The following is an 11,727-nucleotide window of genomic DNA, read 5'->3' on the forward strand; positions in this document are numbered from 1 at the left end:
AGCTAGGTGGAGCGACCTAGGCCGCTCCCTCTTTATTTTTTCTTTGGTCGCTTGCGTTTTTGGGATTTCTTCGCAACGGACTCATAGAATTTCTTTTTCTGATTCGTTCCTTTTTTCGGTCCTGGCTGCGATTTGTCTTTTCTATCCTTGCCAGTACCTTTTTTAGATGCATGGATAACCTTTGGACTTTCCTTACGTGTGCTGCGGCCAAAGGATTTCTTCATACCAACAACCTCGAAGTCTACAGCGGCTTCCTCTGGTTTTACAGCTGAAACGCGAACCGTTACCTCGTCCCCGATACGGAACTGCTTGCCAGAGCGCTCACCGATCATCATCATTTGACGGTCGTCAAAGCGATAGTAGTCGTCTGTCATGTTCGTTACATGTACAAGACCCTCGATTGTGTTTGGAAGCTCGATGAACATACCGAAGTTTGTAACCGAGCTCACGATACCCTCGAATTCCTCACCGATTTTATCGGCCATGTATTGCGCTTTTTTCAGTGCATCCGTGTCACGCTCTGCATCTACTGCACGACGCTCACGTTTCGACGTATGCTCTGCGATATCGTCGATGATTGCACCCCAATGGTTGATGGTTGCGGATGAAACATCCCCATTCACTAAATACGTACGGATTAGACGATGTACGATTAAGTCAGGGTAACGACGAATCGGAGAAGTGAAATGCGTATAGAACTCGGTTGATAAACCAAAGTGTCCTAGACATTCTCCGTAATATTTTGCCTGCTGTAGGGAGCGAAGAAGCATTGTTGAGATAACGGGTTCCTCTGGCATTCCCTCGATGCTTTCAATGATTTCTTGAAGTGCTTTCGGATGAATGTCATTGCCCGTACCTTTTACGACTAAACCGAAGTTCGTTAGGAAGCCGAAGAAGCGTTGAAGCTTTTCAGGCTTAGGATCCTCATGGATACGGTAAATGAATGGTACATCCATCCATTTAAAGTGCTCTGCAACCGTTTCATTGGCAGCTAGCATGAATTCCTCGATCAGCCTCTCTGCCACCGTACGCTCGCGAATAGCAACGTCTGTTGGCCAGCCGTCCTCATCTACTAGAATTTTAGCTTCCGGGAAATCGAAGTCGATAGCACCGCGTTCCTCACGTTTCTTTCTAAGCACAGCTGCAAGCTCAGCCATGTTCTCGAACATCGGCACTAGGTCTTTATAGCGCTCGATTAATGCTTCATCTTTTTCTTCTAGAATTTTATACACATCCGAGTAAGTCATTCGCTCTGTTGTGCGAATCACACTTTGGAAAATCTCATGGGAAGTCACCATACCAGAGCCGTTGATGATCATTTCACAGGAAAGCGTTAAACGATCCACCTGTGGGTTAAGTGAACAAATACCATTCGATAAACGGTGTGGAATCATTGGAATAACACGATCAGTTAAGTACACGCTTGTTCCACGGTCGTATGCCTCGCGGTCAAGTGCTGATCCTTCTGTTACATAGTGGCTTACGTCTGCAATATGTACGCCAAGCTTATATGTACCGTCAGGCAATTTTGTTACTGTTACTGCATCATCCAGGTCCTTCGCGTCTGCTCCGTCAATTGTGACGATAACCTCATCACGAAGATCTCTGCGTCCTTCTAAATCACCTTCTGCGATTTGATCTGGAACAGCCTCTGCTTGGTCGATTACCTCTTTTGGGAAGTCAATCGTAATTCCATGCTTGTAGATGATTGATAGAATATCAACACCTGGATCATTTTTATGTCCAAGGATTTTCGTGACAATCCCAGTTGCAGACTTTCTTTCATTCGGCCAATCAGTAATCTCGACAACTACCTTATGACCATCTACTGCTCCTAGCGTGTCGCCTTTAGCGACAAATACGTCCATCGGTACTTTTTTGTCATCTGGTATAACGAATCCAAAGCCTTTATTATCCTGGAACGTACCAACAACCTGAGAGATCCCGCGCTGAGTGATTTTAATAATCGTACCTTCTCTACGGTCTCCTGATGATTCCTTCGATACGCGAACAAGCACCTTGTCACCGTTTACTGCCCCGTTAATTTCCGTAGGGGGAATAAAGATATCATCCATCCCAGATTCTTCTGGTGTGACGAAACCAAAGCCCTTTGCATGACCGATGAAGCTCCCGACGATTAAATTCATGCGAGATGGGACACCATAACGATTAGATCTTGAGCGTACAACCGCTCCGCTGTCCTCCATAGAAACTAGTGTTTTTACTAGCTCCTTGAAGTCGTCAGCCTCGGTTAGTCCGAAATGGTCCTCTAATTCCTTGGTGGTCATCGGTTTATATTCTTCTGAGTTCATTAACTCCAGTAATTGTTCTTTCATATTCTCCATCTAAACATCCCTCCCTTTTCAGATTGTGCGGAATTGGTCTGTTTTACACATTCCAATCCAGCGATTCTAAAAAGTTTAATATATCTTCATGTAACGTTTCCTTTTCTGATCCAAGCGTAATGACATGACCAGATTCCTCGTACCAGTTTATCTTTTTTTCAATCGATTCAGCCTGCTCATAAATATAGTTAGCAGAATTTATGTCAATGACTGTATCAAGCTTCCCCTGTGTGACGAAAAGTGGCGCATAGATATGATCCACGTGATCGCGGACCTCGTAGACGAATTCTCGCAGCTCACCTAAGGTTTGCATCGGATTTTTGCGAATCTCCTCTACTTCTTCTTCTATTTGTTCCTCGCTTTTACCTTCATATTTCTTATATTCCTTCGCGTATTTTACGACGCCCTCAAACATGACGTCGGTCGTTTTCATCGTCATTGGAGAGCACATAGTTACTATTCCCTTTACAGGTACTGTATACCCCAATTTCAACGAAAATACGCCTCCGAGAGACAATCCAGCAACGGCAATTTCGTCATAGCCAGCTGCCTTTAAGCGGTCGTATGCCATGATAACATCTTTCCACCAGTCCTTTGGTCCAGTTTCTAGCAGCTCCTCCGGCGGTACGCCATGTCCCTTATAATGTGGCGCCAAGGAAGTGTAACCATTTTTTTCTAAAAATCGACCAAGCATCCGCACGTCGGACGAATTGCCGGTAAAACCATGTAATAATAATACTGCTCGTTTTCCTGCCTCGAAGAAAAACGGCTTTGGTGTAGTGATACGCATTCCAATAAAACCTCCTATATCCAAAAACAGCATTTCTTTTCTACTATATATATATCTTACCATTATTAATTTTATCTTATGTATGCCCAAATATAAAAGAAAACGCCTAACCAATTGAAAGTATGGTTAGGCGTATACATTCGTTTTTTAAAATTTAGTAACAGCTATCGTCAAAATGAAGAATAATACTGCAAGTACGACAGTCGCTCTATGTAAGATTAAATCCATACCACGAGCTTTCTGTTTTCCAAAGAGTTGTTCAGCTCCTCCGGAGATGGCTCCTGAAAGTCCAGCACTTTTACCTGACTGCAATAATACTACTACAATCAAAGCAAGTGAGACGATGATTAATAATGTCATTAATAATGTATTCATTGTTACACCTCCTGATTAGAACTTCACAACACTTATAATTTTACCAAATTTAAATAGAACTGACAACAGTCTATAAACTTTAAAGTAGTTATCTAAATAATATCATATATTTTCTCATAATCTAGCGGTAAAATGAAATAGGAAAGATTTAATGGTTTATTTTGTAAAAATACATAATGAATAGGAAAGATTAATTGTGAACAAAAAATTATTTGCAATGACCACCATCATCCTTTTAGCGTTAATCGCTACCGTCTATTGGTTTACATTAAAGGAAGAAACGAAACTACCATCAGAGAATTGGAGCAGAACTTTTTCGGTCGATATCCCTACATCTAATTATTCGAATTTTCAAGTATTAGATAAGGAGAATAGCTACATACTTGCTCTTAGAAATTTCAAGCAGCAAACCATCGTCTCCTGTGATTTGGACTTAAGCTGTAAGGAAGCTCGCAGTCTGGCCTTAACTAGTACAAGCACTAATGCCTGGAGTGATGAAACGGACTCTTATTATATTAAAAATTATTCCTTACTTCATTTCAGCACAAAGAACGGCAACAAGGAAATTGCCCAAAATGTCGAGGATTTCGTAAAATCGGACGATACGTTAGTCTACTGGACCAAGGACCGTCAGTTAACAGTTTTGAAGGATAGTCAAGAGCAAGCTTATGGGATGGATGAGCCAATTTATGATGTTAAAATTTTTGGTAATAATATCTTTGCTATAACAAAGGATACTCAGGGAGACCGCTTTAGCGTATATACTCTAACGAACGAGCCTAACCAATTGTTCAAGTTCACTAGTACAGCAAGCTTAGTATCCTCCTTAAATATTATTGAGCAGTCAAAAGAGGAGTACTTGCTGCTAATGGATGCCACCATTGTTTCTGGCGGTGCAAAATCGAAGGTGATCCAACAGGCATCTTTTAATCTTTCGCCAAATCAAACCATTCAGCTGACGAAGCTCAAATTTGAGTATGAAGAGGACGGTCGCACATTAGATGACATTACCCTGCCAACTGTACTTCAGCAGGACGGACAAACGTTAATAGCCTTTACCGCAACCTATGCCGGCAATAAAAACCAAGTGTTCATGGGGTCGCTAACTAAAGACACGATTCGGGCTACATCGTTGTCCAAATCAGGTATCAGATACGAGCGCCCTGTCATATTAGATAAGCAGACCGTTGCCTTTTTAGAGATGAATGGTTCTCAAAGGGAATTAGTTTACACCTCCTCTGAACCAATCAAAATAGAAGAGAGCAAAAAGATTTCCAAGGAGGACTACAAGCAAGCAGCCTACACCCAGTTTAGTAAATCCTTTAACGGCTTAATGCTAGTACTGTTTGCCTTTGCATGGATCATCCTTGCATTTGGGATATCCTATTTGAGCACAGTCATTCTAAACCGATTTAAATATGAAAGAACCTATTTTTTAGGATTTGTTATCCATGTCGTCTCGCTTTTAGCGTTGCAAATCTTTTTCTTATATCGCTTTACGAAGGTGGAAACGATCATTGCAAATGTTCCATTCATTACGGAAAGCTGGCATTTTGTTGGTTTATTAGTCGTAGGAGCTGTTCTATCGGTCGTTCCATTATTCCTTGCCCGCTATAACCCAGAAGAGGAAGATTACACGTATATGATTTTATACGCGACCTTTATGAATCTTGCCATTATGTTTTTCTTGGTCGGCCCGTATATATTTTAAATAGAAAAGAGAGCAGGCGATGTACCTGCTCTTTTTTTGTGAAACTCGTTAGCAAATTATGATGGGCCTGCAAGAGTTTCGTGATTTCTTCAATGTTTATGCTCGTCTCCGCAAGGTTTCACTCCATCTGTGCAAGGTTTTATTCTATCTCCGCAATGTTGCTCGCAATCTGTGCAAGGTTCCGCTCCGTCTCTGCAACGTTCCGCATTTCCCTGATGTGCAACACCTTGCCTCATCTCTGCAACACTTCTATCCTTTTGCGCAACACTTCTCCCTATCTCTGCAACACTTTTATTTCCCGCAATGCTCCCTCTCTTTCGCGCAACACTTTGCTCCTTCTCTGCAACACTTCGACTCATCTCTGCAACACTCTCCCTATTTCCCGCAACTCTTTTATTTCCCGCAATGCTTCCTCTCTTTCGCACAACACTTTCCTCCTTCTCTGCAACACTTCCCAAGCTCCATGCAGCACTCCACACAAATCTCCACACAAAAAAAACTACTTAACACAAAAGTGTTAAGTAGTTATCTACCATTATTTATTTCAGGTTATAGAATGTTTTTTTGCCTAGGTATTGAGCTGTGTTGTACAGTTGGTCCTCGATACGTAGTAGTTGGTTGTATTTTGCTACGCGGTCGGAGCGGGATGGTGCTCCTGTTTTGATTTGGCCAGCGTTTGTTGCTACTGCTAGGTCAGCGATTGTTACGTCCTCGGATTCACCAGAGCGGTGGGAGATGACTGCTGTGTAGCCAGCGCGTTTTGCCATTTCGATTGCGTCAAATGTTTCTGTAAGTGTACCGATTTGGTTAACTTTTACTAGGATTGAGTTGCCTACGCCTTGCTCGATTCCTTGTGCTAGTTTTTTCGTGTTAGTTACGAATAGATCGTCTCCAACTAGCTGAACTTTTTTGCCAAGTCTTTCTGTTAGAAGCTTGTGGCCAGCCCAGTCGTTTTCGTCTAATCCGTCTTCGATTGAGATGATTGGGTATTTATTGCAAAGCTCTTCGTACCAATCAACCATTTCCTCTGAAGTTTTGACTACGCCTTCACCAGTTAGGTGGTATTTGCCGTCTTCTTTGTTAAATAGCTCAGAAGATGCTACGTCCATTGCTAGAAGGATTTCTTCACCTGGTTTGTAGCCAGCTTTTTCGATTGCGGTCATGATTGTAGAAAGTGCTTCTTCGTTTGATTTTAAGTTTGGTGCGAATCCACCTTCATCACCAACAGCTGTGTTTAAGCCAGCATCTTTTAATACTGATTTTAGGCTGTGGAAGATTTCTGCGCCCATGCGTAAAGCATGACGGAATGATTCTGCTCCTACTGGCATGATCATGAATTCTTGGATGTCTACGTTGTTGTCAGCATGCTCGCCGCCGTTTACGATATTCATCATCGGAACTGGAAGTTGTTTTGCATTAAACCCGCCTAGGTATTGATATAAAGGTACATCTAAATAGTCAGCTGCAGCGTGTGCTACTGCGATAGAAACTCCTAGAATAGCGTTAGCTCCTAGGTTACCTTTGTTTTCAGTACCGTCTAGCTCGATCATTGCATGGTCGATTTCAACTTGGTCTAACACTGAGAAATTTTCTTCTAATTCTGCCGCGATTACGTTGTTCACGTTTTCTACCGCTTTTAATACACCTTTTCCAAGGTATCTTGACTTGTCGCCATCGCGAAGTTCTACTGCTTCGTATTCACCAGTAGATGCACCAGATGGTACGATTGCGCGGCCATATGCTCCGCTTTCTGTGAATACTTCTACTTCAACTGTTGGGTTTCCGCGTGAATCTAATACCTCACGAGCTTGAATTTGTGTAATAATTGGCATTTTCAACTCTCCGTTTCGATTAATGTTTTACCTGTCATTTCAGGCGGTGCTTCTATACCTAATAAGTGTAACATGGTTGGAGCCAAATCGGCTAAAATTCCGTCTGTTCTAAGTGTTGCTCCCTTTTCAGTCACAATAACTGGAACAGGATTGGTCGTGTGAGCTGTCATCGGGTTACCCTCGATTGTGACTACCTCATCGGAATTTCCGTGGTCAGCGGTAATAATTGCCTGGCCACCTTTTGCTAAAATTGCATCTACCACCTTGCCAAGGCAAGTATCCACTGCCTCGATTGCCTTCACGGTTGGCTCTAGCATTCCGCTATGACCTACCATATCGGGATTTGCAAAGTTTAAGATGATCGCATCAAATTTGTCTAATGCAATTTCTCCTACTAAAGCGTCGGTTACTTCATAAGCGCTCATTTCTGGCTTTAGGTCATACGTTGCCACCTTAGGAGAATTAATGAGAATTCGTTGTTCTCCAGGGAATGGCTCCTCTCGACCACCACTCATAAAAAATGTCACATGCGGATATTTTTCAGTTTCGGCTATACGAAGCTGTCTTTTATCACGAGCTGCAAGAACCTCACCGATCGTGTTAGATAAATTTACTTTTTCAAATACTACATCCGCTACTACCTCATCACTATAATGAGTGAATGTCACGAATTTAAGGTTCTTCGGATGCTTTTCGCTTAATGGGAAGCTATCGAACGATGGAGTATTTAAAGCCATCGATAACTGAATTGCACGGTCAGGACGGAAATTAAAGAAGATGACTGCATCACCAGTATCTATAGTAGTAGCCGGCTGTCCATTTTTCTCAATGACAAATGGCACGACGAATTCATCTGCAATATCCTCCTCATAAGAGTTAAGTACTCCCTGAGTTGCCGTTTCAGCCGTTTTACCGATTCCATCTACCATCGCCTTATAGGCAAGGATAACACGATCCCAACGACGATCACGGTCCATTGCATAGTAGCGGCCACTAATAGATGCGAACTGGCCTATACCAATATCCTTCATTTGTTTTTCTGTTTCCTCTACGTATGCTACCGCTGTGCGTGGACCAACATCACGTCCATCTAAGAAGCCATGTACGAAAACATCGTTCAGCCCCTGTGCTTTAGCAAGCTTCAATAAAGCAAATAAATGAGAATAATGACTATGAACTCCACCATCAGATAGAAGGCCCATAAGATGTAGCTTTCCACCCGTTTGCTTCACATGCTCAATCGCAGCTAAAAGCTTTTGCTCTTTAAAGAATTCCTCATCACGAATAGATTTATGAATTCGTGTAAGGTTTTGATAAACAATTCTTCCGGCACCGATATTTAAATGGCCAACCTCTGAGTTACCCATCTGTCCATCTGGCAAGCCAACCGCCTCTCCAGAAGCGATCAAGGTCGCGTTCGGGAATTCGTTCCAATATCGATCGAAGTTTGGTTTTTTTGCATGAAAAACTGCATTACCATAAGTTTCAGGTCTTAGTCCGAAACCGTCTAAAATAATTAATGCAACTGGACTTTTAGACATTTGCACCAGCCTCCAGTAGTTTCACAAACGAATCTACCTGTAAGCTCGCCCCGCCTACTAATGCACCATCAATATCTTCCTTAGAAAGCAATTCCTCAATATTTTCAGGCTTCACGCTGCCGCCGTATTGGATACGGACTGCACTTGCAACTTCTTCTCCAAAACCATCTAAAATCGTTTCACGGATGGAACGACATACATCGTTTGCATCATCAGCCGTAGCTGTTTTGCCAGTTCCGATTGCCCAGATTGGCTCGTAGGCGATAATTGTGTTTTTCACTTGTTCTTCTGTAAGACCTTCTAGAGCTGCTGTTGTTTGAGCAGAAACAATGCTTTCTGTTTCGTTGCTTTCACGTTGCTCCAACGATTCTCCAACACAGATGATTGGCGTTAGGTTATTTTCAAATGCAGCCTTTGCTTTTTTATTGACTGATTCGTCGGTTTCGTTGAAATATTGGCGTCTTTCGGAGTGACCAATTACGACATAGCTTACGCCTAAATCTTGTAATTGTTGACCGCTCACTTCACCAGTGAACGCTCCTTCCTTTTCTTCATGCATGTTTTGAGCACCGATCGAAATAAAAGATCCCTTAGTCTCGTTTACTAATGACTCTAAAAATAGAGCAGGTGCACAGATGACTGCCTCTACATTTGTCGTATCTAGCTGCTTCGCTTTTAATTCGCTAGCAAATTGCTTTGCCTCAGAAAGCGTTTTGTACATTTTCCAGTTTCCTGCGATTACTTGTTTACGCATATAAAATCTCCTCCATTTACTTATCGTTTAGTGCCGATACGCCTGGTAAGTCCTTACCTTCCATAAACTCTAAGGAAGCTCCTCCACCAGTTGATATATGGTCCATTTTATCTGCTACATCAAATTTCTCTACAGCTGCAGCTGAGTCTCCTCCGCCAATGATTGTATATCCAGAGGTTTCCGCCATTGCATTGGCAACCCCCTTCGTTCCGTTGGCAAAAGCATCCATTTCAAACACACCCATCGGTCCGTTCCAAATAATTAGCTTGCTGTCTTTAATGACTTGATCGTAAAGTTTTACGGTTTCAGGACCAATGTCTAAGCCCATCCAGTCTGAAGGGATTTGGTCGATTGGCACGACCTTCGTATTTGCATCCTTGGAGAACTCGTCTGCAACAACCACATCGATTGGCAAATAGAAGTTCACACCTTTTTCCTTCGCTTTTTCAAGGAAAGACTTAGCTAAATCGATTTTGTCCTCCTCTAAAAGAGAAGTTCCAATCTCATGGCCTTGTGCCTTCGTAAATGTATAAGACAGTCCACCACCGATTAGGATGTTGTCTACCTTGTCCAATAAATGATCGATGACACCGATTTTATCCTTTACCTTCGCTCCACCGATGATAGCTGTGAAAGGTCGTTCAGGTGTAGATAAAGCTTTTCCTAATACATCTAATTCTTTTTGCATCAACAATCCAGAAACTGCTGGAAGTAGCTTAGCAATACCTTCTGTTGTGGCATGTGCGCGGTGAGCAGCACCAAATGCGTCATTTACATATACATCCGCTAACGAAGCAAACGCTTTTGCTAACTCTGGATCGTTTTTCTCTTCTCCAGCGTGGAAGCGGACGTTTTCTAAAAGAACAACGTCTCCCTCGTTCATTTCAGAGATAGTATGTTCCACTTTTTCTCCAATTGATTCATCTAATTTAGTGACAGGCTTATTCAATAGCTTTGCTAAATGCTCGCCAACCTTTGTCAAACGTAGCTCTTCCTTTACTTCCCCTTTTGGGCGACCCATATGGCTTGCAAGAATCACTTTAGCTCCTTGCTCGATTAAGTGCTGGATCGTAGGTAGTGCTGCACGAATACGAGTATCATCTGTAATTGCACCGTCTTCCATTGGTACATTGAAGTCTACTCGACAAAAGACGCGTTTTCCCTTTAACGTTACATCGCTCATTGTTTGTTTTTCCTTCATAAAATAAGCCTCCTTATGTAATTGAATTGCCTACTTAAAAAAAGAAGGAGCAAAAGGGGTAACCTTTGCTCCTTTACCCTCTTTTATTATAGAGGTTATTATACTTTAACGCTATTCAAAAACTAATGTTCCTCGGCTTTTGAAAGGCTTAGTGCCTTAAATTATAACCCTTTTTTTGCCATTAATAGTGCAAGGTCGATACAACGTGCAGAGTAGCCTGATTCGTTGTCATACCATGCTAATACTTTTACAAGGTTGTCTCCTAATACCATAGTTGATTGTCCGTCTACAGTTGAAGAAGCAGTGTTACCATTGTAATCGATTGATACTAATGGAAGCTCGTTGTATTCAAGAATTCCTTTTAGTTCATTTTCAGAAGCTTCACGAAGCACTTTGTTTAACTCTTCTACAGTTACTTCTTTGTCTAGCTCTGCTACAAAGTCAACTAGTGATACGTTTGGTGTTGGTACACGAACAGCCATACCATCTAATTTTCCTTTTAGCTCTGGAAGAACCTTCGCTACTGCAGCTGCTGCTCCAGTTGTTGTTGGAATCATAGACTCAGATGCTGCACGAGCACGACGGTAGTCGCTATGTGGTAAATCTAAGATACGTTGGTCATTTGTGAATGAGTGAATTGTTGTCATCATCCCACGTTTGATACCAAAGTTATCTTGTAATACTTTTGCTACTGGTGACAAGCAGTTTGTTGTACAAGAAGCGTTTGAAACTACATGATCTGTTTCTGGGTTATATTTTTCTTCATTTACACCCATAACGAATGTCGGCATATTGTCTTTCGCTGGAGCAGAAAGAATAACTTTTTTAGCTCCTGCTTCTAAATGCTTGCCTGCTTTTTCTACTGTGCTGAATACGCCAGTAGATTCGATTACGATGTCTACTCCTAGGTCTTTCCAAGGAAGTACTGAAGGATCCTTTTCTGCGAATACTTGAATGTTTTTCCCGTTAACTACTAGGTATTCACCCTCTGAAGTGATGTCCGCATTAGAGATACCGTGTACAGAATCATATTTCAATAAATGAGCAAGCATCGCTGCATCTGTTAAGTCATTGATTGCTACTACTTCTAAATCCTTTTGCTCTAAAGCTTCTCTGAAAACCTTACGTCCGATACGTCCAAATCCGTTAATAGCTAATTTTACTGTCATTATAAATTC

At 42.0% G+C, this 11,727-nt stretch carries 10 protein-coding genes; 1 reads left to right on the forward strand and 9 read right to left on the reverse strand.

Features of this window, described 5'->3' with window-relative positions; all coding sequences use genetic code 11:
• Window positions 1-32 precede the first annotated feature (32 nt).
• From rnr to secG, 3 genes are all read right to left on the reverse strand, one after another.
• Complete coding sequence (rnr, locus tag MKY94_RS15315) at window positions 33-2,345, reverse strand: ribonuclease R (RefSeq protein ID WP_342577318.1); 2,313 nt, start codon at window positions 2,343-2,345, stop codon at window positions 33-35.
• A 43-nt stretch (window positions 2,346-2,388) separates the two neighbouring features.
• Entirely contained in the window at window positions 2,389-3,135 is a 747-nt protein-coding gene (locus MKY94_RS15320; RefSeq protein ID WP_342577319.1) for a carboxylesterase, read from the reverse strand.
• Between the two features lie 147 nt (window positions 3,136-3,282).
• Window positions 3,283-3,510: a preprotein translocase subunit SecG gene (gene secG, locus MKY94_RS15325; RefSeq protein ID WP_144538782.1), complete on the reverse strand. Its 228-nt coding sequence runs from the start codon at window positions 3,508-3,510 to the stop codon at window positions 3,283-3,285.
• A 196-nt stretch (window positions 3,511-3,706) separates the two neighbouring features.
• On the opposite strand from secG, the gene MKY94_RS15330 reads away from it, so the two are divergent.
• Window positions 3,707-5,221, forward strand: a complete 1,515-nt coding sequence (locus MKY94_RS15330) for a hypothetical protein (RefSeq protein ID WP_342577320.1) — start codon at window positions 3,707-3,709, stop codon at window positions 5,219-5,221.
• An 89-nt stretch (window positions 5,222-5,310) separates the two neighbouring features.
• Here the strand turns inward: MKY94_RS15330 and MKY94_RS15335 are convergent, their stop codons facing one another.
• From MKY94_RS15335 to gap, 6 genes are all read right to left on the reverse strand, one after another.
• Window positions 5,311-5,646, reverse strand: a complete 336-nt coding sequence (locus MKY94_RS15335; protein ID WP_342577321.1) for a hypothetical protein — start codon at window positions 5,644-5,646, stop codon at window positions 5,311-5,313.
• A gap of 114 nt (window positions 5,647-5,760) precedes the next feature.
• Window positions 5,761-7,053, reverse strand: coding sequence for a phosphopyruvate hydratase (gene eno, locus MKY94_RS15340; RefSeq protein WP_144538786.1), 1,293 nt, complete (start codon window positions 7,051-7,053; stop codon window positions 5,761-5,763).
• A 2-nt stretch (window positions 7,054-7,055) separates the two neighbouring features.
• Entirely contained in the window at window positions 7,056-8,594 is a 1,539-nt protein-coding gene (gene gpmI / locus MKY94_RS15345) for a 2,3-bisphosphoglycerate-independent phosphoglycerate mutase (RefSeq protein ID WP_342577322.1), read from the reverse strand.
• Window positions 8,587-9,348 carry a triose-phosphate isomerase gene (gene tpiA / locus MKY94_RS15350; protein WP_342577323.1) on the reverse strand — a complete coding sequence of 254 codons (762 nt, stop codon included), beginning with the start codon at window positions 9,346-9,348 and terminating at the stop codon, window positions 8,587-8,589. Before tpiA ends, gpmI begins: the two co-directional genes overlap by 8 nt.
• A 16-nt stretch (window positions 9,349-9,364) precedes the next feature.
• On the reverse strand, window positions 9,365-10,549 hold the full coding sequence (locus MKY94_RS15355) for a phosphoglycerate kinase (RefSeq protein ID WP_144538792.1): 1,185 nt from the start codon (window positions 10,547-10,549) through the stop codon (window positions 9,365-9,367).
• Window positions 10,550-10,710: 161 nt separating this feature from the next.
• The gene (gene gap, locus MKY94_RS15360) at window positions 10,711-11,718 is read right to left on the reverse strand and encodes a type I glyceraldehyde-3-phosphate dehydrogenase (protein WP_144538794.1); all 1,008 of its coding nucleotides are present in this window, start codon (window positions 11,716-11,718) and stop codon (window positions 10,711-10,713) included.
• Between the last annotated feature and the right edge of the window lie 9 nt (window positions 11,719-11,727).

The organism is Psychrobacillus sp. FSL K6-2843 (assembly GCF_038626375.1).
Lineage (GTDB): Bacteria > Bacillota > Bacilli > Bacillales_A > Planococcaceae > Psychrobacillus > Psychrobacillus faecigallinarum.

What these genes read in the sequence shown, in the direction of transcription:
- secG (WP_144538782.1), bottom strand. Translation starts at nt 3,510, where the DNA reads ATGAATACATTATTAATGACATTATTAATCATCGTCTCACTTGCTTTG.
- eno (WP_144538786.1), bottom strand. Translation starts at nt 7,053, where the DNA reads ATGCCAATTATTACACAAATTCAAGCTCGTGAGGTATTAGATTCACGC.
- MKY94_RS15355 (WP_144538792.1), bottom strand. Translation starts at nt 10,549, where the DNA reads ATGAAGGAAAAACAAACAATGAGCGATGTAACGTTAAAGGGAAAACGC.
- rnr (WP_342577318.1), bottom strand. Translation starts at nt 2,345, where the DNA reads ATGGAGAATATGAAAGAACAATTACTGGAGTTAATGAACTCAGAAGAA.
- gpmI (WP_342577322.1), bottom strand. Translation starts at nt 8,594, where the DNA reads ATGTCTAAAAGTCCAGTTGCATTAATTATTTTAGACGGTTTCGGACTA.
- tpiA (WP_342577323.1), bottom strand. Translation starts at nt 9,348, where the DNA reads ATGCGTAAACAAGTAATCGCAGGAAACTGGAAAATGTACAAAACGCTT.
- gap (WP_144538794.1), bottom strand. Translation starts at nt 11,718, where the DNA reads ATGACAGTAAAATTAGCTATTAACGGATTTGGACGTATCGGACGTAAG.
- MKY94_RS15320 (WP_342577319.1), bottom strand. Translation starts at nt 3,135, where the DNA reads ATGCGTATCACTACACCAAAGCCGTTTTTCTTCGAGGCAGGAAAACGA.